This is a genomic window from Massilia sp. CT11-137 (assembly GCF_047302885.1).
GTDB lineage: Bacteria > Pseudomonadota > Gammaproteobacteria > Burkholderiales > Burkholderiaceae_D > Telluria > Telluria orientalis.
On record NZ_JBKYMP010000002.1, the window covers coordinates 2623758 to 2648558 of the forward strand.

Genomic DNA, 24801 nt, shown 5'->3' on the forward strand with positions numbered 1-24801 from the left:
AAGGTCCGGCGCCACTATCGGGTAGTACGCCGCTTTGCGTCGACTTGTTCATCCGCCGGATCGCCCCGCTCGTTGCGGAAGATCGCGCGCACGTTCATCGCCGCGAGGCCGGCCTGCAGCGCGATCAGCGCCCACGCCTCGTCGTGCACGCCCCACACGATCCACAGCACGTTACTCAGGATGAAGGTCCAGAACCCGACCACGCGTTTCTTCGCGTGCCGGGCGCCGACGAGGAAGGCGGCCACCAGCGTGACCGCCATCGCGGGCCATTGCAGCAGGTCCAGCAGCGTATCGGGATCCACTCAGGCGGCCTTCCTGCGCCGGGCGGGCGCCGCTTTCGCCGCGGGTTTTGGCGCGGCTTTCGCGGCGTTTTTCTTTGCCGCCGTCTTCGCCGCCGTCTTCGTCGCGGCCGACTTGGCCGCTGGCGTGCCCGCTGACGTACGTTTTGCGCTCGCGTGCGTGGCCGCATGCGAAGGCGCCTTGCGCGCGCGTGGCGGCGGCCGATTGCCCGTGTCCTTGTCGGTATCCTCGTCGTCCTCAGACGGTTTCCTCGCCTTGCGCGGCGGCGGTTCGTCGTCGTCATCGTCGTCCGCCGCGGCTTTGGAAGGCTTCTTGCCGAGGCTGGCCTGCAGCAGCGAGACCAGGTCGATGACGTTCGACTTGGCGGGTTTCTCTTCTTCCGGCTCCGGTTCGGTGAGTGTCTTGGTCTGGTTGGCGGCGATCTTCTTCTTGATCAGCGCCATCACGTCCTCGCGGTACGTGTCGTGGTACTGCTGCGGCTTCCACTTCTCGCTCATGCCTTCGACGAGCGCCCTGGCCATCTGCAATTCCTTCTCCGTGACCTGCGCCGCCTTCGAGTCCGCCGCCGGGATCTTCAGCTCGTCGGTGGGACGGATCTCGTCCGGGTAGCGCAAGGTGTTCAGCACGATGGTGTCGCCCACGCAGACGAGGGCGGCGAGGTGCTGCTTGACGCGGATGACGACGTTGGCGATGCCGATCTTGCCGACGTCGCGCAAGGTCTCGCGCAGCAGCGCATAGACCTTGTCGCCGCCCTTGCCGGGCGCGAGGTAGTAGGGCTGTTCGTAGTAGATCAGCGGGACCTGCTCGGCGTTCACGAACGCGATGATGTCGATCGTCTGCGTCGCTTCCGGGTTGGCGCGGCGCAGGTCTTCGTCGGACAGGACGACGTATTCACCGTCGCTGTATTCATAGCCCTTGACGATGTCGTCCCAGGAGACCTCCTTGCCGGTCGCCTTGTTGTAGCGCTTGAAGCCGATCGGCGCGAAGTCGCGCCGATCGAGCATCGACAGGTCGAGCCCCTGGTCGCTCGCCGCCGGATACATCTCGACCGGGATGTGCACCAGCCCGAAGCTGATCGCACCTTTCCACATACTCCTTGCCATGTGCGCCTCCCTCAGTGGGGCCGCGGAGAACCTACTGCGCGTTGCATATTCGGCCTGCGATGCTCCGCAGTGGCGGACCAGCCGTACCGGATGTACGGCTGCGCTTCTCGGCCAAATCTGCCGCCGCTCGCTACGGTTCTCCGCGGCCCCGTTAAGCCAACAATTATTCGCCGACCGACCCCGTGATGGGGAGTACGACGCCGGTCACATAGCCGGAGCAGACGTTGGATGCCAGGTAGACGTACGCCGGCGACAGCTCTTCCGGCTGCGCGGGACGGCCGAACGTCGTGCTCTGGCCGAACTTGGTGATGTCTTCCGGCGACTGGTCGGCCGGGTTCAGCGGCGTCCACACGGGGCCCGGCGCGACGGCGTTCACGCGGATGCCCTGGTCCAGCAGGTTGGCGGCGAGGGACATCGTGAAGGCGTGGATGGCGCCCTTGGTCGTCGAATAGTCGAGCAGCTTCTTCGACCCCTTCAGGCCCGTCACGGAGCCCGTGTTGATGATCGCGGCGCCGCGCTTCATGTAGGGCAGGCAGGCCTTCGCCATGTGGAAGTAGCCGTAGATATTCGTGCGCATCGTCTCGTCGAAGCGGTCTTCCGTCAGGTCGAGCAGCGACTCGGCGTGTTCCTGGAACGCGGCGTTGTTGACGAGGACATCCAGGCGGCCCCACTTGGCGACGATCTGGTCGACGGCCTGCTGGCAGAATTCCATGTCCTTCACGTCGCCGGCGACCGTCACGCATTTCGTGCCCTCGGCCTCGATCAGGCGCTGCGTCTCGGCCGCGTCCTCGTGTTCGTTCAGGTACAGGACGGCGACGTCGGCGCCTTCGCGCGCGAACAGGATCGCGACGGCGCGGCCGATGCCGGAATCGCCGCCGGTCACGATGGCGACCTGGCCCGCCAGCTTGCCACTGCCCTTGTAGTGCTCGGCCATGAACTTCGGCTTCAGCTCCATCTGGGCTTCGATGCCCGGCTTGGCCAGGTGCTGGGCGGGGAAGTCGCCGCTGGGCTGCTGGATACCCGTCTGGGCTGCGCCGCCCGACCCCTGGTCACCCTTCTGCATGCTGGCGTCAGCCTGGTCCTGGCGGTTCTGGATGGCCTTCTGCCTGTTCGCTGCGTCGTCCTGTATTGCCATGGTGGTCTCCTTGTGCATGATTTCGCCAGTATTCCCGCCTGAAGGACGCGCTGACGGTGCGCTTCCACACATTGCGAGCATTTGCTGGCCGTTACAGGTGCTTTGTGGCAAACTTGTTAGCGTAACAAAGTATTCCAGAGGTGATTCATGCTGCAGCAGACCGCGATTTACCTGAGTCCGATGGCGCAACGGCGCGCCGAATTCGGGGACGCCTGCGCCTCCCTGTTCGCACGCCTGCACCTGGCCGACAGTGCCGACGTCGCCGCGAGCCTGCTGGCGCGCGAGCAGCCGGACCTGCTCGTGATTGACCTCGACCGCTTCGAGCCCAGCATCGACGCGGAAGCCCTCGGCGACCTCGTCGTTCGCCGTGCCGGCGCACCCGTGCTGTTGTTATGTCCTTTCGCCGGCGCCGCCTGGCTGCCCGCGCTGATGGCGCACGGCCCCGTGCACTATGCCGTCACGCCGCTCGACGCGGCCGCGCTGCGCGCCGCGGTGAGCAGGCGCCTTGCGCAGCCGCAAGCGCCGTCGGGCGGCGCCGCCGGCCTGCGCACCCTGCTGGACCTGCGCGCCCGCGTCCAGGCCGCGCTCGACGAGGCGGAAGACGCACATACGTTGTCCGAAGCCTTGTGCGCCGCGCTGTGCGCGTGGCCGGGCGTGCTGCATGCGGGCGTCTTCCTGCTCAAGGAGGGCAACGATCTGCAACTGGAAGCCCAGCAGGGACCGGAGGGATTGCTGCTCGGCGCGCTGCTGCAGCGCACGGACCGCCTCCTGCAGGCGCCGCTGCGCCACGCATTCCCCGGCCTGCTGGCCGCGGCGGGCGGCGCGGCTGCGTTGATCGAAGTCCCGGAGCAATCGGGCGAACCGGCGCTGGCGGAAGGGCTGCGCGCGCACGGCGTCGCGATGGCGCTGGGCCTGCCCATTCCCGCCGACGGTCCCGGCACGCCGCGCGGCGCGCTGTCGCTGCTGTTCGGCGCCGCGCGCGAGCTCATGCCGGACGAGTGGGCGACGTTGCAGGACGTGGCGCGCCTGGCCGCCTTCGGCCTGCGCCTCGTCGCCATCGGCCAGGAAAACGAGCACCTGATGGCGCGCCTCACGTACATCTCGACGACGGATGCGCTGACCGGCGTCGCGAACCGCCGCCACGGCGAGGAATTGCTGGAAAAAGAGATCAAGCGCGCCCGCCGCTACCGCGTGCCGCTCGCGCTGCTGTCGTTCGACATCGACCGGTTCAAGGCGGTCAACGACACGTACGGCTACCCGGTCGGCGACGTGGCGCTGCGCACCGTGGCCGACACGACGCGCGCGGTGCTGCGCGCCAGCGACATCCTCGTGCGTTCGGGCGGCGAGGAATTCCACATCATCGCGCCGCACACGAGCGCCATCGACGGTTTGAAAATGGCGGAAAAGGTGCGCGTGGCGATCGAACAGGCGGAGATTCCCGGCTGCGACCACGTGACGGTGAGCCTCGGCGTGGCCCAGCTGGGCGAGCAGGAAAGCGGCGATTCGCTGACGCAGCGGACCGATGCCGCCCTGGCGCGCGCCAAGCGGGCGGGCCGCAACTGCGTCGAACTGGCGATGCAGTGAGCGGCGGCGCGCCGATGCGCACGGTAGCGACGAATCCGCGCCTGCTCGGCTGGCTGCGGACGTATCGCCGCGACGATCTCGCGGGCGACGTGGGCGCTGGCATCGTCGTGGCCATGATGATGATCCCGCAGGGCATGGCCTACGCGCTCGTCGCCGGCCTGCCGCCCGTCGCGGGCCTGTATGCCAGCATCGTGCCGCCGCTGCTGTACGCCCTGTTCGGCACGAGTTCCTCGCAATCCGTCGGGCCGATGGCGATCATCTCGCTGATGACGGCGTCCGCGCTGGCGCCGCAAGCATCGCCGGGCAGCGCGCTGTACGGCATGCTGGCGGCGCAGCTGGCGCTGGTGTCCGGGGTCGTGCTGCTCGCGTGCGGCCTGCTGCGCGTGGGCTACCTCGCCAACTTCTTCTCGCGCCCCGTGATGAGCGGCTTCACGCTGGGCTCCGCCGTCGTCATCTCGCTGGGGCAGGTGCGCACCCTGCTGGGCGGCGCGCTGCCGCACGTGCACGGTCCCAGCGCCGCGCTGGGCGTCGGGAGTATCGCGCTGCTGCTGTTCGCGCGGCGCTGGCTGGCGCCGCTGCTGCGCCGGCTCGGCATGCCGTCCGGCGCGGCCGACGTCGCCGCGCGTCTCGCGCCGATGGTGCTCGTCCTGGGCGGCATCGCGCTCGTGGCATCGATGCGCCTCGACCGCATGGGCGTGCAGGTGATCGGCGCCGTGCCGGCCGGGCTGCCGGGCCTGAGCCTGGCGACGTCCGCCACGCATTGGCAGGCGTTGCTGAAACCGTCCCTCCTGATCGGCTTCATGAGCTTCCTGATCGCGATGTCGGGTGCGCAGACGCTCGCGCTGAAGCGCGCCGAAAAACTGCACACGAACCGCGAACTCGTGGGGCTGGGCCTGGCCAACGTCGGCAGCGCGCTGTCCGGCGGCTTTCCCGTGACCGGCAGCCTGTCGCGCTCCGCCGTGAACTTCGCGGCCGGCGCGCGGACCCAGCTGGCGGGCGTGATCACGGCGGCGCTGCTCGCGGGCGCGCTCGTGCTGCCCACCGGCTGGTTGGCGCTGCTGCCGCTGCCCGTGCTGGCCGCGACGATCATCGTCGCCGTGCTCGGCCTGCTGGACTGGTCGACGCTGCGCACCGCATGGAACTACGACCGCGCCGACGCGCTCGCGCTGGTGGCCACTAGCGGCGGCGTCCTGCTGCTCGGGGTGGAGGCGGGCGTCGTGCTGGGGCTGCTGCTGTCGCTGGGGACGATGATCTGGCGCGAGAGCCGGCCTCACATCGCGGTGCTGGGCCGGATTCCGCACACTGAACACTTCCGCAACATCGACCGGTACTCGGCCGAGACGGATCCGAACGTGCTGCTGCTGCGCGTGGACGCGGGGCTGTTCTTCGGGAATATCGAAGCGGTCAGCGAGCGCATCGAGGAAGAACTGGCCGCGCACCGCGAGGCGCGCCACCTGGTGCTCGTGCTGTCGGCCGTGAACGCCATCGACAGTTCGGCGCTGTTCGGGTTGCTCGAATTGAATCGCGCCCTGGCCCGGCGCGACGTCCGCCTGCACCTGGCCGAGGTCAAGGGACCGGTGCTGGACCGCCTGCGCGCGTCGACTTTGTTGAGTGAGCTCAGCGGACGTCTCTTTTTAAGTACAGCAAATGCCTGGAATGCCCTCGCACGACACGACACGTGATTGCAAGCAAATCCCAGCTGTGGCAGGATGGAACCACGGTTTTAGAGAAAAGGTGGATATCATGCCGCGCCCAAGTACTATCGTTATTCTGTTGTCAACCGTCGCCTTGCTCGCCCTCGGCTTCGCCGCCGCTGTCCCGGCCGGCATCGCCCTGGCGCTGACGTTCGAACTGGCCGCCTACAAGCGTGCCGCCGACCGCGAACGCGCCCTGCGTCCGGTCCGCATCGCCCGCCCGCTGCGCCGCCGCCGCTGAATTTTTTTCGGCCCTGGTTCGCCCGCCTGACCGGTGCTATCGCCGGTCGGGCCCGCGGACACCCTCCGATTTCCTCTCCTGGTCGCCACGCGCGGCCCTCTGTCGGCTTCACCTTTGACGTTGCCGAAATCATATTGATCACCTGATCCGGGCGTGCGCCCGCACCGTTCCGGTGCCGCCGGTGCCGTGCTGGTGCGCCGCGTCCGCGCGTTCCTCCGTCCCGCGAGTGGCACGCATCGTGCTAACTCATCGGGTATGCCCTTCGACGATCCAACCTGCACCTCCTGGCACGCATCCCTCCGTCTCGGCTTCGCCCGCGACGGCGGCTGCACGCGGCTCGTCCGGCGCGAGCACCGCGGGCCGCTGCGCGTGCAGAAGGCGTTGTATCCCGAAGGGCCGGGAACCTGCCACGTGATCGTCGTGCACCCGCCCGGCGGCATCGTGGGCGGCGACCGGCTCGACATCGCGCTCGACGTGCCGGCCGGCTGCCACGTGCTGGCCACGTCGCCCGGCGCCGCGAAGTGGTATCGCGCCAACGGCCGGACGTCGCGCCAGGACGTGCGCCTGGCCGCCGGACCCGGCGCCGCGATCGAATGGCTGCCGCAGGAAACCATCGTCTACGACGGCGCCGACGTGTTGCTCGCGCACGACGTCGACCTGGCCCCGGGCGCCGTCTACATCGGCAGCGAGGTGCTGTGCTTCGGCCGCCGCGCGTCCGGCGAACGTTTTACGCGCGGACAGGTGGGGCAGCGCACGCGCATCCGCATCGACGGCCGGCCCGTGTGGTGGGAGCAGGGCGGCGCCACGCCCGCGCTGCTCGCGAGCCCGCTGGGCATGGAGGGACACAGCGTCTGCGCGACGCTCGTCGCCGTCGGCAGGCCGGTGCCGGCGGGCCTGCGGGACGCGCTGCGCGCCGTCGATCCGGGCCTCGCCGTCAGCCAGGTCAAGCACGTGTTCGTGGCGCGCTTCCTCGGCGACGACGGCGAACGGGCCCGTGCCGCGCTGACGGGGGCGTGGACGGCGCTGCGGCCGCACCTGCTGGACCGGCCGGCCACGCCGCCGCGCATCTGGAATACGTAAAGGATCGCCATGGACCTGACCCCACGCGAAAAAGACAAGCTGCTGATCTTCACGGCCGCGCTGCTGGCCGAACGCCGCCGCGCGCGCGGCCTGAAGCTGAACTACCCGGAAGCCGTCGCGCTGATCACGGCCGCGATCATGGAAGGCGCCCGCGACGGCCGCAGCGTCGCCGAGCTGATGAGCGAGGGCACCATGATCCTGGCGCGCGCCGACGTGATGGACGGCGTGCCGGAGATGATCCCGGACATCCAGGTCGAAGCCACGTTCCCGGATGGCAGCAAGCTCGTCACCGTCCACAACCCAATCCCGTGAGCGCCCCATGATCCCCGGCGAATACTTCCTCGAGAATGGCGACATCGTCATCAACGCGGGCCGGCCCACGGTGGCGCTCGTCGTCGCGAACGCGGGCGACCGTCCCGTGCAGGTGGGCTCCCACTACCACTTTTACGAAGCGAACGCTGCGCTGCGGTTCGAGCGCGAGCTGGCGCGCGGCATGCGCCTGAACATCGCGGCCGGCACCGCCGTGCGCTTCGAGCCGGGTCAGCGGCGCACCGTCGAACTGGTGGCGTTGAGCGGCGCGCGCATCGTGCATGGCTTCCAGGGCCTGATGGGCGGCCCACTCGATGGAGGCGCCTGAATGGCCACGATCTCCCGCCAGGCGTATGCCGACATGTACGGACCGACGACGGGCGACCGCATCCGCCTCGCCGACACGGCGCTCGTCATCGACATCGAAAAGGATTACGCCATCTACGGCGAGGAAGTGAAATTCGGCGGCGGCAAGGTGATCCGCGACGGCATGGGCCAGTCGCAGCGCGTCCGCGCGGACGTGATGGACACGGTGATCACGAACGCCGTCATCGTCGACCACTGGGGCATCGTCAAGGCCGACATCGGCATCAAGGATGGCCTGATCGCCGCCATCGGCAAGGCCGGCAACCCGGACATCCAGCCCGGCGTGACGATGGCCATCGGCGGCGCGACGGAAATCATCGCGGGCGAAGGCATGATCGCCACCGCGGGCGGCATCGACACGCACATCCACTTCATCTGCCCGCAGCAGATCGAGGAGGCCCTGATGTCCGGCATCACGACGATGCTGGGCGGCGGTACCGGTCCCGCCGTGGGCACCGCCGCGACGACGTGCACGCCGGGCGCGTGGCACATCCATTCGATGCTGATGGCGGCCGACGCGTTCCCGATGAACCTCGGCTTCTTCGGCAAGGGCAACGTGAGCCAGCCGCGGCCGCTCGAAGAACAGGTCGAGGCCGGCGCCGTCGGCCTGAAGCTGCACGAGGACTGGGGCAGCACGCCGGCCGCGATCGACAACTGCCTGTCCGTCGCCGAGCGCATGGACGTCCAGGTCGCGCTGCACTCCGACACGCTGAACGAGGCCGGCTTCCTGGAATCCACGCTGGCCGCGTTCAAGGGCCGCACGATCCACACGTTCCACACGGAGGGGGCGGGCGGCGGGCACGCGCCGGACATCATCGCCGCGGTCGGCCAGGACAACGTGCTGCCGTCGTCGACGAACCCCACGCGCCCGTACACGGTGAACACGCTGGACGAGCACCTCGACATGCTGATGGTCTGCCACCACCTCGACCCCGCCATCGCGGAAGACGTGGCGTTCGCGGAATCGCGCATCCGCCGCGAGACCATCGCCGCCGAAGACATCCTGCACGACCTGGGCGCCATCTCGATGATGTCGTCCGATTCGCAGGCGATGGGCCGCGTGGGCGAGACCATCACCCGCACGTGGCAGACGGCGCACAAGATGAAGGTGCAGCGCGGCCCGCTCGAAGGCGATTCGTCCCGCAGCGACAACGCGCGCGTAAAACGCTACGTGGCCAAGTACACGATCAACCCGGCCATCGCGCACGGCCTGTCGCACGCAGTGGGCTCGCTGGAACCGGGCAAGATCGCCGACATCGTGCTGTGGCGGCCCGCGTTCTTCGGCGTGAAGCCGTCGATGATCCTGAAAGGCGGGATGATCGCGGCGAGCCTGATGGGCGACCCGAACGCGTCGATCCCGACGCCGCAGCCCGTGCACTATCGGCCGATGTTCGGTGCATTCGGCGGGGGACTCCGCAAATCGTTCACGTTCGTGTCGCAGGCGGCATTCGACCTCGGCATCGCGCGCGAGCTGGGACTGGCGAAGACCGTGATCCCGGTGCGCGGCACGCGCGGATTGCGCAAGCGCGACATGGTCCACAACGGGGCCACGCCGCACATGGAAGTGGATCCGGAAACGTACGAGGTGCGCGCCGACGGGCGCCTGCTCGTGTGCGAGCCGGCCAGGGTGCTGCCCCTCGCGCAGCGGTATTTCCTGTTCTGATCATCGGGAGCCACCATGATGTCACTGCATACGAAGATCGCCCACGCGGACACCGTCCACGACCTGCTCGAACTGCCGTACGACCAGCGCGAACGCTGCCGCCAGCGCGCGCGGCTCGCGTCCGGCGAGGAAGTCGCGCTGTTCCTGGTGCGCGGCACGGTGCTGCGCGACGGCGACCTGCTGGCGGGGGAAGACGGGCGCGTCGTGCGGGTCGTCGCCGCGGCGGAGCCGACCTATCTCGTGCGCTGCGCGAACCCGACGCTGCTCGCGCGCTGCGCGTTCCACCTCGGGAACCGCCACACGCAGACGCAGGTCGGCGCGGGCTGGCTGCGCATCCGCGTCGATCCGGTGCTGAAGGACATGGTGGCGGGCCTGGGCGCGCACGTCGAGGAAGAGCTGGCGAAGTTCGAACCGGAAGCGGGCGCGTATGCGGGCGGCCACGGTCACGGCCATCACGCCCACGGCGGCGGCCTGCTGGCGCCCGTGCCGCTGCGGCAAAAGATCCACCGTCCGGCGGACCTATGAACGCCGCGAGCCTGCTGCACCTGCTGCAGTTCGCGAGCCCGGCGCTGCCGATCGGCGGCTACAGCTATTCGCAGGGCCTGGAGACGGCCATCGAGGAAGGCCGCGTGCACGATGCGGTGAGCGCGCATGCGTGGCTCGTGCGCTATCTCGACCAGGTGCTGGCGCGCTGGGACGCGCCGCTGCTGTGGCGTTTGTTGAACGCGTTCGCCGCGCGCGATGCCGCCGGCGTCGACGAGTGGAGCGCCTGCTTCCTCGCGTCGCGCGACACGGCCGAGTCGCGCGCGGAGACCGTCCAGATGGGCTATTCGCTCACGCGCCTGATCGCGGAGCTGGGCGTGGCCGACGTGAGCCTGCTGGGCGACGAGGTGACGCTGCCGGCCGCCTATGCATGCGCCGTCGACGCGCTCGACATCCCGCACGAAGAGGCGCTGCTGGCGCTGCTGTTCGCGTGGGCCGAGAACCAGGTGCTCGTGTGCGTGAAGTCGGTGCCGCTGGGGCAGGTGGCGGGGCAGCGGCTGCTGCTGTCGCTGCGGCCCGACCTCGAACGCGCCGCCGCCACGGCGCGCGCCTTGCCCGATGCGGACCTGTCGAACTGGTCGCCCGGCCTGTCCATGCTGTCGATGCGGCACGAGGTGCAGCATGGGCGGTTATACCGTTCCTGAAAGAGGTAAAGCAATGACATCGAATCCCCTGCGGGTGGGCATCGGCGGTCCGGTCGGTTCCGGCAAGACGGCGCTGTGCGAGATGCTGTGCCGGCGCATGCGCGACCGCTACGACATGGCGGTGATCACCAACGACATCTACACGCGCGAAGACATGGAGATCCTGCTGCGCGCGCATGCGCTGCCGCCCGAGCGGCTGATGGGCGTGGAGACGGGCGGGTGCCCGCACACGGCGATCCGCGAGGATGCGTCGATCAACCTGGAGGCCATCGCGCGGCTGCAGGCCGACTTTCCGGCACTGGAACTGGTGCTGGTGGAATCCGGCGGCGACAACCTCGCGGCCACGTTCAGCCCCGAGCTGTCGGACCTCACCCTGTACGTCATCGACGTGGCGGGCGGCGAAAAGATCCCGCGCAAGGGCGGGCCGGGCATCACGCGCTCCGACCTCCTCATCATCAACAAGACGGACCTCGCGCCGCACGTGGGCGCCGACCTGGACGTGATGGCGCGCGACGCACAGCGCCAGCGCGGGGCGCGGCCGTTCGTGTTCACGAACCTGCGTACGGGCGAGGGCGTGGACACCGTCGTTTGCTTCATCCGCGAGCAGGGATTACTTGACCAATGAAAGGGGAAAGCCATGAAATGGAACGACAACACGAACATCCGCGTGCGTCATGAAGGCCCGTGCCCGCGTCCGTCCACGCGCCTGGGTGGCGCGGTCGCCGCGCTTGCGACCCTTGCCGTGGCGCTGCCCGCGGCCGCGCATCCCGGCCATCCCGACGGCGGCTTCACGGCCGGCCTGCTGCATCCGTTGACGGGGCTGGATCACCTGTGCGCGCTGCTGGCGGTCGGCCTGTGGAGCCGGCAGCAGCGCCATGGCGCCGTGCTGCCGCCCGCGTTCCTCGTGATGATGGCGCTCGGCGCGGCCTGCGCCGGCGCGGGCCTCGTGCTGCCCGCGCTGGAGACGTCGATCGCCGCGACCGTGCTGCTGCTGGGCGCCCTGGTTGCGTGCGCGCCGGGCCTGCAGCGGCGCCTGCCGCCGCAGGTGGCGATCGTCGTCGTGGGGGGATGCGCGTTCCTGCACGGGCTGGCGCACGGGCGGGAACTGGCGGGGATGGCGAGCGGCGCCGGCTTCCTCGTCGCGAGCGCCCTGCTGATGCTGGCCGGCGCGTTGCCGGGGGAACGCGTGCGCCGGATGGCTGGCGTCGCGATCGGCGCGGCCGGCTTATACCTGCTTGCGGGCGTCGTCTGAACGCGACCCTGGTTCGGTCAGCCGGATCGGCGCCGCGTTCTCCGGATACAGCGCGCGCACGCCGTCGTACGCCTGCGCGATGGCGGCCATGTCGACCGCCTCGTCGCCCGTCATCGCCAGCGTACGCGTGACGTCGATGACCTTCTTGCCGTAGTCGAGCGCGACGAGCAGCACCGGCACGTCGGCGGCCAGCGCGATGCGGTAGAAGCCGCTCTTCCAGTGCGGCCGGTAGCTGCGCGTGCCTTCCGGCGTGATGGCGAGCCAGAACCAGTCGGCCGCGTGCATCGTCTGCGCGAGGCGCCGGATCGCGCCCTGCGGCGAGCTGCGGTCGACGGCCACGCCGCCCCAGTAGCGCATGAGGGCGCCCATCGGGCCGCGGAACAGCGAATCCTTGGCGAGCCAGCGGAACTGGATGCCGACGGCCCACTTGGCCAACAGGCCGATGGGGAAATCCCAGTTCGACGTGTGTGGATACACGACCACGATGCCGTGCGGACCGGGCAGGGGTTTGAAATTGAAGCGCCAGCCGAATGCGTTCAGCAGACGCAGCGCGGCGCGCTGGCGCCAGGTCGGCAACCCCTCGGGGCGCACCAGGTAGTCGTCCATGTTCTCTCCATACGGCGGGCCGCCTGCAAGCAATGATGATTGCGCCTCGGCAAGCAAACCGGGCATTTTATAGCGCTACCAGAAGGCGGACAAGCAAAAAGACTGGAAGCGTTGCGGTCGCGTCGGTATCATCCTTGCCTCTCAAACATGGATTTTCAAGATGGATATCACGATTTTTCACAATACCCGCTGCGGCACGTCGCGCACGACCCTGGAGACGATCCGCGCGACCGGCGCCGAACCCCGCGTCGTCGACTATCTCGCGCAGCCGCCGACGCGGAACGAGCTGAAGGACTTGATCGCCCGCGCGGGTTTGCAAGTGCGCGACGCCGTGCGCAGCAAGGAAGCGCTGTTCAAGGAACTCGGCCTGGATGACCCGGCCACGACCGACGACGCGCTGCTCGACGCGATGGTCGCGCATCCGATCCTCATCAATCGTCCGTTCGTCGTCACGAACAAGGGTGTGCGGCTGTGCCGGCCGGCCGAGCTGGTGCGGGAGATCCTTTGACACGTCTTTTGACATCGTGAAACGACGAGTGGTATAGTCGTCCGACTTCGATTGGTAACGTTTCCAATCGCGCGGCCGACAACACAGACAGGAGACACGATGACGACGAGACGAGATGCGATGCGGCTGCTGGGCGCCGCGACACTGATGGGCGGACAGGTGGCCGTGGCCGGCCGGACCGCGGCGGCGCCCGCAACCGCCCCGGCGGCCGGCGGCACCGGCTGGCAGGTCGTGACGTCCGCCCCCGGCGCCGACCGCTTCGCCGCGCGTCCGCTCGGCGCCTTCCAGCCGGCGGGCCAGCCGCCCGAGACGGACATCGCCGTCTTCGTCGACACGTCGAAGCGCTACCAGGAAGTGTTCGGCTTCGGCGGCGCCGTCACGGACGCCGTCGCCGAGGTCCACGCGACCCTGACCCCGGCGCAGCAGCAGGCATTCCTGGCGGCTTACTTCGACCCGCGCGCGGGCCTGGGCTACAACATCCTGCGCACGACGATCCACAGTTCCGACTTCGGCAGCGGCAGCTACACGTACGTGCGCGACGGCGACCGGTCGCTCTCATCGTTCAGCATCGCGCCGGACCTGAAGCTGCGCGTGCCGCTGCTGCGCGCCGCGCTGGCGGCCGCGCGCGCCCACGGCACGGACCTGCGCGTGTTCGCCAGCCCGTGGAGCGCGCCGGCATGGATGAAGTCGAACAAGAGCATGCTCGCCGGCGGCAGCCTGCTGCCCGAGTACCGCGACACGTGGGCGCGCTACGTCGTGAAGTTCGTGCAGGCGTACGAAGCGGCCGGCATCCCGCTGTGGGGCCTGTCGGTGCAGAACGAGCCGATGGCGAAGCAGAAGTGGGAGTCGATGATCTTCAGCGCGGACGAGGAAACGCGCTTCCTCGGCGACCACCTCGGCCCGGCGCTGAAGGCGGCGGGACTGGGCGGCAGGAAAGTCATCGTGTGGGACCACAACCGCGACCTGCTGCCGCAGCGCGCCGCGACGATTCTCGCGGATGCGAAGGCGCGGCCGTACATCTGGGGCGTCGGCTACCACTGGTACGAGACGTGGGCGGGCGGCGAACCCATGCATCGCAACGTCGCCGCCGTGCACGCGGCCTGGCCGGACGTGAACCTGCTGATGACGGAAGGCTGCATCGAGAAATTCGATCCCGCGCGCCTGCAGGACTGGGCCAACGGCGAACGCTACGGCCGCGAGATGATCGCGGACCTGAACGCGGGCTCCAGCGGCTGGGTCGACTGGAACATGCTGCTCGACAGCCGCGGCGGCCCGAACCACAAGAACAATTTCTGCTTCGCGCCGCTGCACGCGAGCGACGACGGCCAGCTCGTGTTCACGCCCATCTACACGGCCATCGGCCACTTCAGCCGCTACATCCGGCCGAAGGCGCGCCGCGTGGGCGCCACGACGAGCCGCAGCACCCTCGACGCGACGGCGTTCCGCAACGCGGACGGGCGCCTCGCCGTCGTCGTCATGAACCGCAGCGACCAGCCGCAGCGCTACCGGTTGTTCGTCGACCGGCAGGAGGTGGCGGTCGAGATACCCGCGCGGGGGCTGCAGACCATCGTCGGCTGAGTCATCCTCATCGCATGATCCGTCATCCCCGCGCAGGCGGGGATCCAGGTTCGAGCCGTCGCCGCGCCCGTGGCGCCATCCCGCCTCCGCGGGGGCGACGTTCAGGCGGCATCTCCAGCACGAACGCCGCACTTCAGTTACATTGTGCAGTCATACCCCCTGCCTTAAGACCGGTTCACGCGGCCCGGCCTTGAAAGTGGGGGTATATGCACTTACATTGGCGTTCCGTATCCACAGGAGATTGTGATGAGCCGTAAGACCCCCATCGAGCGTTACCGCAACATCGGCATCAGCGCCCACATCGATGCCGGCAAGACCACCACCACGGAGCGCATCCTGTTCTACACCGGGGTGAATCACAAGATCGGCGAAGTGCACAACGGCGCGGCGACGATGGACTGGATGGAACAGGAACAGGAACGCGGCATCACGATCACCTCGGCCGCGACGACGGCCTTCTGGAAGGGCATGGGCGGCAACTTCGCCGAGCACCGCATCAACATCATCGACACGCCGGGCCACGTCGACTTCACGATCGAGGTCGAGCGCTCGATGCGCGTGCTCGACGGCGCCGTCATGGTCTACGATTCCGTCGGCGGCGTGCAGCCGCAGTCCGAGACCGTCTGGCGCCAGGCCAACAAGTACAAGGTGCCGCGCATCGCGTTCGTCAACAAGATGGACCGCGTGGGCGCCGACTTCTTCCGCGTCCAGCAGCAGATCAGGGACCGCCTGAAGGGCAACGCCGTGCCGATCCAGATCCCGCTCGGCGCGGAAGAGCACTTCGAGGGCGTGATCGACCTCGTCAAGATGCGCGCGATCCGCTGGGACGACGCGAGCCAGGGCGTGCGCTTCAGCTACGAAGACATCCCGGCCGACCTCGTGCCCGTCGCGGAAAAATGGCGCGAGACGATGATCGAGGCCGCCGCCGAGGCGACGCCCGAGCTGACGGAAAAATACCTGAACGGCGAGGCGCTGACGGAAGACGAGCTCAAGGCGGCGCTGCGCGCCCGCACGATCGCGGGCGAGATCGTGCCGATGCTGGCCGGCTCCGCGTTCAAGAACAAGGGCGTGCAGGCGATGCTGGACGCGGTCATCGAATACCTGCCGTCGCCGGTGGACGTGCCCGCGATCGCGGGCCACGACGAGGACGACAGGCCGCTGGAACGCCATCCGTCCGATGACGAGCCGTTCTCCGCGCTCGCCTTCAAGATCATGACCGACCCGTTCGTCGGCCAGCTGACGTTCTTCCGCGTGTACTCGGGCGTCGTGAATTCGGGCGACACCGTGTACAACCCGACCAAGGGCCAGAAGGAACGCCTGGGCCGCATCCTGCAGATGCACGCCAACGAACGCAAGGAGATCAAGGAGGTCTTCGCGGGCGACATCGCGGCGGCCGTCGGCCTGAAGGGCGTGACGACGGGCGACACGCTGTCCGACCCCGACAAGGTCATCGTGCTGGAAAAGATGACGTTCCCGGAACCCGTGATCTCGCAGGCCGTGGAGCCGAAGACGAAGGCCGACCAGGAAAAGATGGGCATCGCGCTGTCGCGCCTCGCGCAGGAAGACCCGTCGTTCCGCGTGCGCACGGACGAGGAATCGGGCCAGACGATCATGTCCGGCATGGGCGAGCTGCACCTGGAGATCCTCGTCGACCGCATGAAGCGCGAGTTCGGCGTCGAGGCGACCGTCGGCAAGCCGCAGGTGGCGTACCGCGAGACGATCCAGAAGGCCGTCGAGAACGTCGAAGGCAAATTCGTCAAGCAGTCGGGCGGCAAGGGCCAGTACGGCCACGTCGTGCTGAAGCTGGAACCGCTCGAGCCGGGCAAGGGCTACGAGTTCGTCGACGCCATCAAGGGCGGCGTCGTGCCGCGCGAGTTCATCCCCGCGGTCGACAAGGGCATCCAGGAGACGCTGCCGAACGGCGTGCTGGCGGGCTATCCGGTCGTGGACGTGCGCGCGACCCTGACGTTCGGTTCGTACCACGACGTGGACTCGAACGAGAACGCGTTCCGCGTCGCCGCGTCGATGGCGTTCAAGGACGCCATGCGCAAGGCGTCGCCGGAACTGCTCGAGCCGATGATGCAGGTCGAGGTCGAGACGCCCGAGGAATTCACGGGCAACGTGATGGGCGACCTGTCCACGCGGCGCGGCGTCGTGCAGGGCATGGACGAGATCCCGGGCGGCGGCGGGAAGCTGATCAACGCGGTCGTGCCGCTGGCGGAAATGTTCGGCTACTCGACGACCCTGCGGTCGCTGACGCAGGGGCGGGCCACGTACACGATGGAGTTCAAGCACTACGCCGCCGTGCCGAAGCACATCCTCGACCAGATCGCGACGGCCAGGGCGGCGAAATGATGCAGCTCCCGATCCTCGGCCAGGGCACCTGGAACATGGGCGAGGATCCGTCCGCCCGCGCGGCCGAGGTGGCCGCGCTGCGGCTCGGCCTCGATCTCGGCATGACCCTGATCGACACGGCCGAGATGTATGGCGAAGGCGGTGCCGAGGAAGTGGTAGGCGCGGCCATCGCCGGCCGCCGCGACGGCGTTGTCCTCGTCAGCAAGGTCTATCCGCACAATGCCTCGCGCGCGGGCGTGCGCGCCGCGTGCGAGCGCAGCCTGCGCCGGCTGCGCACGGACCATCTCGACCTCTATCTGCTGCACTGGCGCGGCAGCGTGCCGCTGGCGGAGACGCTGGAGGCGTTCGAGCGCCTGCGCGACGAGGGCAAGATCCGCGCGTACGGCGTCTCGAATTTCGACACGGACGACATGCTGGAAGCGGCCGCGCTGCCCGGCGGTGCCGGCATCGCGGCGAACCAGGTGTTGTACAACCTGGTCCAGCGCGGCATGGAATGGGATTTGCTGCCGTGGTGCCGCGCGCGCGGCATCCCCGTGATGGCGTACTCGCCGCTGGAATCGACGCCGGCCGAGCAGCGGCCGCTGTTGACCCGTCCGCAACTGGGCGAGGTGGCGCGCCGCCATGGCGTCACGCCGGCCCAGGTGGCGCTGGCGTGGCTGCTGCGCCAGGACGGCGTCGTCACGATCCCGAAGGCCGTGCAGCCGGCCCACGTGCGCGCCAACCGCGCCGCGCTGGACCTCGCGCCGCAACTCACGGCCGACGACCTGGCGCTGCTGGACGCCGGCTTTCCGCCGCCGGGCCGGCGCCGGCCGCTGGCGATGCGCTGACCGCGGTTCAGTGCGCCGTCATGGTCTGCGCCCCTCATCGACGCCGAGTGATGCCAGCGCGCGCCGGCGGCGCTTGATCGCATCGGCCTGGCGGCTGCGCGCACGGAATCTTGCGGCCTCGTTCCACTCGAACGTCGACGGCAGCCGGCCGGACGCTGGACCCACGGACCCGAGACCATGAACATCCAGATCGAAGCCAAGGACATCGTCCTCGTCCTCGTGGGCGTGGCGAGCAGCGTGGTCGCAAGCTATATCTACCGGTATCTGGAAAGCGCCAGTACGGCGTCGCAGGCGCTCGAACGGGACCTCGAGTCCGCCGACCCGGCCGTCCGCGACCGGGCGGCACGGCACTGCCTGCTGACGGCCGCGAAATTCTTCGTGTTCGCGAACATCTTCACGGTCGTGTCGGGCGGTGCCTGGATCTTCGGCAACGCCCGGTACGACCTCACGCTGCTGGTGCTGGGGGCCTCGTCGGTAATCGCCATCCTGCTGTTGTGGGGCGCGTTGCGCTGGCTCGTGCGGGCACAGAAGGGAAATGGCGGCTGACGTCCGCGCGGGCGCTGCCCCGCGGCGCGTCAGGACGCGGCCTGCGCGTCCACCACCACCGTCATGTACGCGTCCAGGAACGCTTGCGGCATGCGGCGCGGGCGCCCGCTCGACAGTTCGATGCACACGAGGTCCCAGCGGCCGCGCAGCACCGTCGCGCCGTCGCGTTCGCGCACGAGCTGGAAACGGCGTTCCATTGCCAGCTTGGCGTCCCCCCGCGACGAGCCATGTGCCGGGCACGAGCGCCTCGCCGGCAAAGGTCGGCAGCAGGTAATCGTATTCGCCGCGCCGGATCGCCATGGCGCGGTCGAGGCGCCGGTAATCGTCCAGCGACAGGCCCAGCGCCTCCGAGTGGGCCCACCCGGCCTGTTCGCACCAGCGGACGTAGACGGCGTTGTTGGTGTGGTTCAGCCCGTCGATGTCGGCCGCTTCGGGCACGCGGGGCAGGGTGAACGGGTGCGGGAAATCCCAATCCAAGACAAGTCCTTCCAGTTGCTGCGGTGCCGCCTATTCTACGTCGGCGCGCGCACAGGATGGTCTTTACGGCCGGGCTGCTCATGCGAGCTCCAGCAGCAGCGGCTGGTGGTCGGATCCGCTCGCGGCCGTATCGACGCGGACCGTGTGCACCCGTGGCGCCAGCGCGGGGCTGACGCAGGCGTAATCGAACGTGCGGGGCGGTTCGGCCGTGGTGTCGTGCAGGCCCACGGTCGGCGCATGCGGTTCGCCGGGATGCGCCAGTTCCCAGGCGTCGCGCCACAGGGCGCCACCGTCCGGCCCGGGCGCCAGCAGGCGCGCGTGGCCATCCGAACCGGGCACCATGTTGAAGTCGCCGGCGAGCACGGCGGCGGCGGGATGCGGCAGCGGCGCGAACGGGACGCCGCCCGGACCGTCGGGCGGCGCCGCCGGCGCGCCGGCGGCGCCCGCGTGCGCGAGCGCTTCCGCCTGGAGCTCGCGCAGGTGACCGACCTGGGCCATGCGCTGGCGCGCGGAAAAATATTCGAGGTGGACGTTCAGCACGCGCAGCATGCCGTCCGCCGTCGCGACGACGGTCTCGAGGGCGGCGCGGGGCATCGCCGGCACCCCGGGATCGGACGGCCAGGGCAGGGCGTGGCGGCGCACGTGGACGATGTGGCCGCGCGCGAACGTCATGCAGCCGAGGCGGCGCGGGGACCCGTCCGGGTTGCACGCGTCGAGGGCGAACGCGGACGCGGCGTGCAGGTGGTCGAGGCGCCGGGCGAGCCCCGCGAACTGGTCGCCGATGGGGCGGCCGTCGCGCGCGGGCAGGCCGCAGCCGACTTCCTGCAGCAGCAGGATGTCGAAGCGGGCACCGAACGCCAGCACGCGGTCGACGACGCGGTCGAGGTCGGCGCCGTCGTCCGGCGTGCGGGCGCATTGTATGTTCCAGGTAATCAGTGTGAGCATGGCCGTCCTTTCGAGATCGTCAGGCTAGCGCGGCACCGATGCCGCGGACTGATCCAGCTCAGGTGTGCGCAGCGAACTGCCGGAATGGCGTACGGTCTATGCAAATGACGGAGGGGCGACGATGTACACGATGATTCTTCTGTTGTACCTGCAGCAGGGCCTGGACGTGACGCTCGACCAGGCCAACCTGCGGGGGCAGTACCTGAAGCAGGACGCGTGTGAAACGGCAGCACGCAGGTTGCGTGGGCCGGTACCCATCCCCCGCAATTACTCGGCGGCGTGGCAGGACGTCATGTGCATCAAGGTGAACAACAACGTCCGGGTCAACGGGATGAAGCCGATCGACCTGTCCAAGGCGCTGCAGGCGTATGCCCCCTGCATTGCCAGGCCGAAGGGGCATGGGAACGGATGGCCGAGCTGTGCCGCGCGCCGGAACAGCCGGGCAATGGCGAGGAAGGAGGAAGCGGCGACAGGCCGGCCAGGTCGGCACGGCGCTAGGGCGTGTCTGACTGACCTCAGAGCAGCCATAAAACAATTGTCGCCACAAGCACGGCGGTGAAGAAGTTATGGCCGCGTTTATCGTATCGCGTTGCGACGGCGCGGAAGTCTTTTAATCGGTTGATGGCGCGCTCGACGACGTTACGCCCCTTGTACGCTTCAGCGTCGAAGCGCGGTGGCGATCCGCCCCGACGCCCTTTGCGCAGCCGGTTTTTCTGTGCATCGAGTCGTTCCGGGCAGACGCAGCGAATTCCCCGCTGCTGGATCTCTCGCCGATAATGACGCGCGCCATATGCCCGGTCGACACGTAGGCACGTCGGGCGTTTGCGCGGACGCCCTCGTCCCGATCGGGGCACGGAGATGGCATCAAGGACGGTGCCGATGTTCGCCGCGTCGCTGCATTGCCCGGCTGTGACTACGAAAGATAAAGGCAAGCCATGCCCGTCTACGCAGAGATGGATTTTGCTGGTGAGGCCACCACGCGAATGTCCCAGCCACTCGTCAGTTACATCCCCTTTTTTCTGACGAAGGAAGCGTCTTCCGGGCGCCGGCCGCACTTCGTTGCGCCTTCACATGGGTCGCGTCAAGCGCAGCGCCATCCCAGTCGATGCGGCCAGACGCATCCGCTGCCGCTTGCATGATCTTGAGAAGGCGGTGCCATGTACCGTTGCGCGACCAGCGCACAAACCTGTCGTAGCAGGTCTGCCAGGGACCGTAGCGAGGCGGAATGTCGCGCCAGGGCGCGCCAGTTCGCAATCGCCACAAGATCCCGTTGATCACATGTCGATGCCCGACATACGCATGACCGTGACGTGGATTGGGCGGCAAATGTGGCTCCAGCTGCCGCCATTGCTGTTCAGTTAGATCAGTTCGGCTCATCGCCATCTGACCAACCAAACAAAATTTCGTTCACTCAGTCAGACAGACCCTAGGGCAGTGCGGCGACGATCATCAGTCCTGGTTCCACACGACGCCCTTGGGGCAGTCGGTGGCGCCGGCGGCGCCCGCGCTTGCCGCCGTGATCGAGCCGGTGCCCGGCATCCCGGCAAGGGGCATGCCGACGCCGCCGGCGCGGCGGCAGCGCACGCGATTGCCCTGGCGGAAGCGGTAGATGACCACGCCGTCCGGCGACGTATAGGTGTCCGACTGCCAGGTCAGCGTGCGGTCGATGTAGGCGGACTCGACCCCGCGCTGGAAACGGGCCGCCGGGGTATCGGCTTCGGTCGGCACGCCCGATTTACCCTTGCGAAGTTCACGGTCGACGCGCCCAGCCTGCTGCTTCGCGAGACCGGCCACAAAGCCGCCTTGCGCGGCGCGCGCGTCCGTGTTCGGGGCGACCGGCTGGGCCGTGTCGATGGGGTTGGGCGCGAGGGTGTCCGGCGCCGGTGGTGCGGCGGCGGGCGCGGCGTCGGCAGGTGCGTCGGCACGTATGTCGGCATGCCGGTCGCGCCGGGTGGCGTGCTGTAGATCGTCGTCGTCGGCACGGTGCGCGGGTTCGGGCTGCATCGCGGGCGCGGCGATGGGTGGCGCGGCCGGCATCGGCGGCACGGGCAGCAGGTGCATGTCCGCGTCCAGCGGCGGCCGCGCAGGCTGGGCACGGTCGGTTTGCAGGAGGATCGTCACGGCCCGGGACGGGCGGACGGGAAGGAGGCGCCGTTCCTGCGTCCACAGGAACAGCGCCAGCAGGTGGGCGGCGCACGTGAACGCCAGCACGCCGCGCCGGCGCGCGTCGAACGTGGCGTTGGGCAGCGTGTATGCGCCGTTCCGCATGGTCAGTGCGCGGTCATCGCCTGCTTGATGGTGACGCAGCGCTGCGCGTCCTCCACCGCGTCGACGAGGGCGCGGCGGGTGCCGGCGGACAGGTCCTTGCCGGCGTCGGCCGCCGCTTGCAGGCGCTGGACGCTGGCCGGCGTGCAGCCGGCCGGGATCAGTGCCGGACCGTAGGCGCGCATGAAGACAGGACCGGCCGTCTTGTCGAGCTGCGGCAGGCGTGCAAGACGCGCGCCTGCCGTCTGCTCGCCCAGGCCGTGCTGTTCGGCCGGGTACAGGTGCTCCATCGCCGTGCGCACCTTCGAGAACGGCAGCTTCGTCTGCAGGTCGTGCACGGTGTCCAGCCATTCGGTCTTGACGGCCGGATCGGGCCGGCTGACGACGGCCGCCAGGGCGGCGGCCTGGCCGGCGTCGGACTTGTCGCGCGCCTGCTCGGCGTCGATCAGGGCGGCGGCGCCGGGGTAGTTGTAGCGGTTCAGGCGGCCGATGATCGCCCAGCGCAGATCCTGGTTGATCGCCAGGCCGTCGACCTGTTCCTTGCCGTCGAGGAGGGCGGCGAGGCGGCGCAGCGCGTCCGGCGAGCTGGCGACGTCGACATAGGTGCCGAACCAGCGGCGCTGGAAGTTGTCGTCGCCCTTGCTTGCGAGGGTGCTGGTCCAGGCCATGTCTTCCAGCTGGCGGGTGACCGCCTGGGCGTATGCGGCCTGCGGATCCATCAGGTCGAGATAGCGCTTCGCGCCGAGGACCTTGCCGAGCACGTCGCCGAGCAGTGTGTAGTCTTTTTCCTGCGGCGCATTGTTGAGTGCCGTGGACAGGAAGTCGTTGAGGGCAAGCTTGCCGTCGCGGACGCCGTCCCACAGGCTTTGCCACAGCATGGCGCGCAGCAACGGGTCGGCAACAAAGGCCAGGTGGCTGCGTGCGCTGTCGAACGAGCGCGGATCGAGCTGGACCTTCACAAAGCCCCAGTCGTCGTAGTTCGGGTAGACGAGGTCCGGGCAGGCCGCGCCGTTCATGGCCGGGACCGGCGTTTTCGCACCCTTGTACGTGACGGCGACGTTGCGTTCGAGCTTGTACTCCTTGCCGTCCAGGCGGAACGCGGCGACCTGCACGCGTTGTTCGCGCAGGGTCGGCAGGGCCTTGCTCTGCGCGGTCTGGGTGAGCGTGAAGCCGGTGACCTTGCCGGCGTTGCAGGTGTAGTCGGCGGCGATCGTGTTGACGCCCGGCTGGTACAGCCATTCCTTCGTCCAGCCCGTCAGGTCGCGGCCGGCGGCCTGGCCGAGGCTGCCGATGAAGTCGTCCAGCTTCGCGTTGCGGTACTGGTATTTGACGAGGTAGTTGTGCACGCCCTTGCGGAACACGTCGGCGCCCAGCAGGTGGCGCAGCTGCATCAGGGTCGACGCGCCTTTGGAATACGTGATGTTGTCGATGTTGTCGAACGCGTTCCGGGTCGACGGCACCGGGACTTCGATCGGGTGCGTGGTGGTGCGCTGGTCCTGCGCGTAGGCGCGCTGCTTGCCTTCCGAATAAAAGGCGCGCCACGCGTCCTTGAACTCCGTGGCCTCGGCCGTCGCCAGCGTGCCCATGAACGACGCGAAGCTTTCGTTCAGCCACAGGCCGTTCCACCACTGCATCGTGACGAGGTCGCCGAACCACTGGTGCGCCATCTCGTGCATGATGACGTAGGCGAGGCGCGCGCGCTGTTCGGCCGTCATGTCGGCCTTGTACATGAAGCCGCGCTCGGCGAACGTGATCGCGGCGGCGTTTTCCATCGCGCCATACAGGAAGTCCGGCACGAGCACCTGGTCGTACTTCTCGAACTGGTAGGGAATGCCGAAGTAATCGTCGAAGAACGCGAGGCCGGCCTTCGTGTACTTGAACCATTCGGCCGGCTTGACCTGCGCGGCGACCGACTGGCGCGCGAACAGGCGCATCGGGTATTTGCCGCTCGTGTCTTCCCACATCTTGTAGGGACCGGCGTGCATCGAGAAATTGTACGGGCTCAGCTTCCTGGTCTTCGCGAACGTCCAGCGGCGCAGGTCGCCGGCCGGGGCGACGTTCGTCTCGCGCGTCGTCGAGATCACCTGCCAGTCGGCCGGGACGCTCACGGTCACCTGGTATGTGGCCTTCAGGTCGGGCTGGTCGAACACGGCGAACATCTGGTGCGCGGCGGCCGGTTCGAAATGCGAATACGTGTAGACGCGGCCATCGACGGGATCGACCATGCGGTGCAGGCCTTCGCCGTTCGTGCTGTGGGGGCGTTCGTAGGCGACGACGACGGTGTTGCGGCCCTTGACCAGATCCTGGGCGGGCAGCGTGATGAACCAGCCGTTGTAGCGCGGCGTGACGGTCTTGCCGTTGACGGTCAGCGACTTGATCGTGGCCTTGTCGAGGTCGACGGTGAGCGGGCTGTCCGCATCCTTCAGGTCGAACGCCAGGGTCGTCGTACCGCTGAACGTCTCCTTGCCGGTGAGCGTGAAATCGAGCAGGTAGTCGACGTTGGACACGCGCGCCGAGCGGGCGGCCGCGTCGAGTTGCGACAGGTAGGCGTTGTCGGCACGCGCCGCGCTGTTCGCTTTGCCTGGGGCGGCGTGGACAAAAGGGGTAGAGGCAAACGCCAGCGCGGTGGCGACGGCGAGCGGCATCAGGCGGGGGTGGCAGGTCTTCACGGGACTCCTTGCGAGGCTGAACGAAGGCCGCGGCTTGTGGCCACGGCCCGTAGGAATCTCACAAGAATATCATGTCAGCAATAGTATTCGTATCGGTGACGCCTGCGAATG

26 protein-coding genes are annotated in these 24801 nt (G+C 68.6%); 17 read left to right on the top strand and 9 right to left on the bottom strand.

All coding sequences use genetic code 11. The features are described 5' to 3' along the window. Window positions 1–14 precede the first annotated feature (14 nt). The 3 genes from ACEN98_RS28445 to ACEN98_RS28455 form a co-directional block, all read right to left on the bottom strand. Window positions 15–302 carry a hypothetical protein gene (locus tag ACEN98_RS28445; protein WP_413388229.1) on the bottom strand — a complete coding sequence of 96 codons (288 nt, stop codon included), beginning with the start codon at window positions 300–302 and terminating at the stop codon, window positions 15–17. After that, window positions 303–1403: a Ku protein gene (locus tag ACEN98_RS28450; RefSeq protein ID WP_413388230.1), complete on the bottom strand. Its 1101-nt coding sequence runs from the start codon at window positions 1401–1403 to the stop codon at window positions 303–305. Between the two features lie 163 nt (window positions 1404–1566). Next, entirely contained in the window at window positions 1567–2538 is a 972-nt protein-coding gene (locus tag ACEN98_RS28455; RefSeq protein ID WP_413388231.1) for an SDR family oxidoreductase, read from the bottom strand. A gap of 147 nt (window positions 2539–2685) precedes the next feature. Between ACEN98_RS28455 and ACEN98_RS28460 the strand changes: the two genes are divergently transcribed. The 11 genes from ACEN98_RS28460 to ACEN98_RS28510 all read left to right on the top strand — a co-directional run bounded on the left by ACEN98_RS28460 (window position 2686) and on the right by ACEN98_RS28510 (window position 11914). Beyond that, window positions 2686–4122: a diguanylate cyclase gene (locus ACEN98_RS28460; RefSeq protein WP_413388233.1), complete on the top strand. Its 1437-nt coding sequence runs from the start codon at window positions 2686–2688 to the stop codon at window positions 4120–4122. Window positions 4123–4136: 14 nt separating this feature from the next. Continuing rightward, on the top strand, window positions 4137–5804 hold the full coding sequence (locus ACEN98_RS28465; protein WP_413388234.1) for a SulP family inorganic anion transporter: 1668 nt from the start codon (window positions 4137–4139) through the stop codon (window positions 5802–5804). 91 nt (window positions 5805–5895) lie between these two features. Next, window positions 5896–6057 carry a hypothetical protein gene (locus ACEN98_RS28470; protein ID WP_156133696.1) on the top strand — a complete coding sequence of 54 codons (162 nt, stop codon included), beginning with the start codon at window positions 5896–5898 and terminating at the stop codon, window positions 6055–6057. A 255-nt stretch (window positions 6058–6312) separates the two neighbouring features. After that, window positions 6313–7137, top strand: coding sequence for an urease accessory protein UreD (locus ACEN98_RS28475; RefSeq protein WP_413388235.1), 825 nt, complete (start codon window positions 6313–6315; stop codon window positions 7135–7137). A gap of 9 nt (window positions 7138–7146) precedes the next feature. After that, window positions 7147–7449, top strand: coding sequence for an urease subunit gamma (locus ACEN98_RS28480; RefSeq protein ID WP_413344107.1), 303 nt, complete (start codon window positions 7147–7149; stop codon window positions 7447–7449). 7 nt (window positions 7450–7456) lie between these two features. Next, window positions 7457–7774, top strand: coding sequence for an urease subunit beta (locus tag ACEN98_RS28485; protein ID WP_413388236.1), 318 nt, complete (start codon window positions 7457–7459; stop codon window positions 7772–7774). Then, a complete protein-coding gene (ureC, locus tag ACEN98_RS28490; RefSeq protein WP_413388237.1) occupies window positions 7775–9475 on the top strand; it encodes an urease subunit alpha in 1701 nt (566 codons plus the stop codon). 15 nt (window positions 9476–9490) lie between these two features. Continuing rightward, window positions 9491–10000, top strand: coding sequence for an urease accessory protein UreE (ureE, locus tag ACEN98_RS28495; protein ID WP_413388238.1), 510 nt, complete (start codon window positions 9491–9493; stop codon window positions 9998–10000). Continuing rightward, window positions 9997–10662, top strand: a complete 666-nt coding sequence (locus ACEN98_RS28500; RefSeq protein WP_413344103.1) for an urease accessory protein UreF — start codon at window positions 9997–9999, stop codon at window positions 10660–10662. Before ureE ends, ACEN98_RS28500 begins: the two co-directional genes overlap by 4 nt. A gap of 13 nt (window positions 10663–10675) precedes the next feature. Then, entirely contained in the window at window positions 10676–11287 is a 612-nt protein-coding gene (ureG, locus tag ACEN98_RS28505) for an urease accessory protein UreG (protein WP_413388240.1), read from the top strand. A 12-nt stretch (window positions 11288–11299) separates the two neighbouring features. Continuing rightward, complete coding sequence (locus ACEN98_RS28510; RefSeq protein ID WP_413388241.1) at window positions 11300–11914, top strand: HupE/UreJ family protein; 615 nt, start codon at window positions 11300–11302, stop codon at window positions 11912–11914. On the opposite strand, the gene ACEN98_RS28515 is transcribed toward ACEN98_RS28510, so the two are convergent. Next, complete coding sequence (locus ACEN98_RS28515) at window positions 11888–12520, bottom strand: 1-acyl-sn-glycerol-3-phosphate acyltransferase (RefSeq protein ID WP_413388242.1); 633 nt, start codon at window positions 12518–12520, stop codon at window positions 11888–11890. The genes ACEN98_RS28510 and ACEN98_RS28515 overlap by 27 nt on opposite strands. Window positions 12521–12680: 160 nt before the next feature. Here ACEN98_RS28515 and arsC point away from each other — a divergent pair, with 160 nt between their 5' ends. The 5 genes from arsC to ACEN98_RS28540 all read left to right on the top strand — a co-directional run bounded on the left by arsC (window position 12681) and on the right by ACEN98_RS28540 (window position 18334). Continuing rightward, window positions 12681–13028, top strand: a complete 348-nt coding sequence (gene arsC / locus ACEN98_RS28520; RefSeq protein ID WP_413388243.1) for an arsenate reductase (glutaredoxin) — start codon at window positions 12681–12683, stop codon at window positions 13026–13028. A 99-nt stretch (window positions 13029–13127) separates the two neighbouring features. Then, entirely contained in the window at window positions 13128–14606 is a 1479-nt protein-coding gene (locus tag ACEN98_RS28525; RefSeq protein WP_413388244.1) for a glycoside hydrolase family 30 protein, read from the top strand. A gap of 246 nt (window positions 14607–14852) precedes the next feature. After that, on the top strand, window positions 14853–16961 hold the full coding sequence (gene fusA / locus ACEN98_RS28530; RefSeq protein ID WP_413388245.1) for an elongation factor G: 2109 nt from the start codon (window positions 14853–14855) through the stop codon (window positions 16959–16961). After that, window positions 16958–17788, top strand: a complete 831-nt coding sequence (locus ACEN98_RS28535; RefSeq protein WP_413388246.1) for an aldo/keto reductase — start codon at window positions 16958–16960, stop codon at window positions 17786–17788. Before fusA ends, ACEN98_RS28535 begins: the two co-directional genes overlap by 4 nt. A 177-nt stretch (window positions 17789–17965) precedes the next feature. Then, complete coding sequence (locus ACEN98_RS28540) at window positions 17966–18334, top strand: hypothetical protein (RefSeq protein ID WP_413388247.1); 369 nt, start codon at window positions 17966–17968, stop codon at window positions 18332–18334. A 29-nt stretch (window positions 18335–18363) separates the two neighbouring features. Here the strand turns inward: ACEN98_RS28540 and ACEN98_RS28545 are convergent, their stop codons facing one another. Further along, entirely contained in the window at window positions 18364–18531 is a 168-nt protein-coding gene (locus tag ACEN98_RS28545) for a hypothetical protein (RefSeq protein ID WP_413388248.1), read from the bottom strand. Between the two features lie 358 nt (window positions 18532–18889). Then, the gene (locus ACEN98_RS28550; RefSeq protein WP_413388249.1) at window positions 18890–19756 is read right to left on the bottom strand and encodes an endonuclease/exonuclease/phosphatase family protein; all 867 of its coding nucleotides are present in this window, start codon (window positions 19754–19756) and stop codon (window positions 18890–18892) included. Window positions 19757–19877: 121 nt separating this feature from the next. On the opposite strand from ACEN98_RS28550, the gene ACEN98_RS28555 reads away from it, so the two are divergent. Continuing rightward, entirely contained in the window at window positions 19878–20315 is a 438-nt protein-coding gene (locus tag ACEN98_RS28555) for a hypothetical protein (protein WP_413388250.1), read from the top strand. Here the strand turns inward: ACEN98_RS28555 and ACEN98_RS28560 are convergent. From ACEN98_RS28560 to pepN, 3 genes are all read right to left on the bottom strand, one after another. Next, a protein-coding gene (locus ACEN98_RS28560) for an IS5 family transposase (protein ID WP_413388251.1) occupies window positions 20272–21133 on the bottom strand; the annotation gives its coding sequence in 2 pieces (ribosomal slippage) (window positions 20272–20779 and window positions 20778–21133; 864 coding nt in all). The two genes, ACEN98_RS28555 and ACEN98_RS28560, sit on opposite strands and share 44 nt — an antisense overlap. 72 nt (window positions 21134–21205) lie before the next feature. Continuing rightward, window positions 21206–22024 (bottom strand): hypothetical protein, encoded by an 819-nt coding sequence (locus ACEN98_RS28565; RefSeq protein WP_413388252.1) that lies wholly within the window; start codon window positions 22022–22024, stop codon window positions 21206–21208. A 2-nt stretch (window positions 22025–22026) separates the two neighbouring features. After that, a complete protein-coding gene (pepN, locus tag ACEN98_RS28570; protein ID WP_413388253.1) occupies window positions 22027–24690 on the bottom strand; it encodes an aminopeptidase N in 2664 nt (887 codons plus the stop codon). Between the last annotated feature and the right edge of the window lie 111 nt (window positions 24691–24801).

Coding starts and splice junctions, on each gene's coding strand:
- ACEN98_RS28460 (WP_413388233.1), top strand. CDS start 2,686: ATGCTGCAGCAGACCGCGATTTACCTGAGTCCGATGGCGCAACGGCGC.
- ureC (WP_413388237.1), top strand. CDS start 7,775: ATGGCCACGATCTCCCGCCAGGCGTATGCCGACATGTACGGACCGACG.
- fusA (WP_413388245.1), top strand. CDS start 14,853: ATGAGCCGTAAGACCCCCATCGAGCGTTACCGCAACATCGGCATCAGC.
- ACEN98_RS28550 (WP_413388249.1), bottom strand. CDS start 19,756: ATGCTCACACTGATTACCTGGAACATACAATGCGCCCGCACGCCGGAC.
- ACEN98_RS28525 (WP_413388244.1), top strand. CDS start 13,128: ATGACGACGAGACGAGATGCGATGCGGCTGCTGGGCGCCGCGACACTG.
- ACEN98_RS28455 (WP_413388231.1), bottom strand. CDS start 2,538: ATGGCAATACAGGACGACGCAGCGAACAGGCAGAAGGCCATCCAGAAC.
- ureE (WP_413388238.1), top strand. CDS start 9,491: ATGATGTCACTGCATACGAAGATCGCCCACGCGGACACCGTCCACGAC.
- ACEN98_RS28475 (WP_413388235.1), top strand. CDS start 6,313: ATGCCCTTCGACGATCCAACCTGCACCTCCTGGCACGCATCCCTCCGT.
- ACEN98_RS28545 (WP_413388248.1), bottom strand. CDS start 18,531: ATGGAACGCCGTTTCCAGCTCGTGCGCGAACGCGACGGCGCGACGGTG.
- ureG (WP_413388240.1), top strand. CDS start 10,676: ATGACATCGAATCCCCTGCGGGTGGGCATCGGCGGTCCGGTCGGTTCC.
- ACEN98_RS28540 (WP_413388247.1), top strand. CDS start 17,966: ATGAACATCCAGATCGAAGCCAAGGACATCGTCCTCGTCCTCGTGGGC.
- ACEN98_RS28450 (WP_413388230.1), bottom strand. CDS start 1,403: ATGGCAAGGAGTATGTGGAAAGGTGCGATCAGCTTCGGGCTGGTGCAC.
- ACEN98_RS28500 (WP_413344103.1), top strand. CDS start 9,997: ATGAACGCCGCGAGCCTGCTGCACCTGCTGCAGTTCGCGAGCCCGGCG.
- ACEN98_RS28485 (WP_413388236.1), top strand. CDS start 7,457: ATGATCCCCGGCGAATACTTCCTCGAGAATGGCGACATCGTCATCAAC.
- ACEN98_RS28565 (WP_413388252.1), bottom strand. CDS start 22,024: ATGCGGAACGGCGCATACACGCTGCCCAACGCCACGTTCGACGCGCGC.
- ACEN98_RS28555 (WP_413388250.1), top strand. CDS start 19,878: ATGTACACGATGATTCTTCTGTTGTACCTGCAGCAGGGCCTGGACGTG.
- ACEN98_RS28535 (WP_413388246.1), top strand. CDS start 16,958: ATGATGCAGCTCCCGATCCTCGGCCAGGGCACCTGGAACATGGGCGAG.
- arsC (WP_413388243.1), top strand. CDS start 12,681: ATGGATATCACGATTTTTCACAATACCCGCTGCGGCACGTCGCGCACG.
- ACEN98_RS28465 (WP_413388234.1), top strand. CDS start 4,137: ATGCGCACGGTAGCGACGAATCCGCGCCTGCTCGGCTGGCTGCGGACG.
- ACEN98_RS28510 (WP_413388241.1), top strand. CDS start 11,300: ATGAAATGGAACGACAACACGAACATCCGCGTGCGTCATGAAGGCCCG.
- ACEN98_RS28480 (WP_413344107.1), top strand. CDS start 7,147: ATGGACCTGACCCCACGCGAAAAAGACAAGCTGCTGATCTTCACGGCC.
- ACEN98_RS28515 (WP_413388242.1), bottom strand. CDS start 12,520: ATGGACGACTACCTGGTGCGCCCCGAGGGGTTGCCGACCTGGCGCCAG.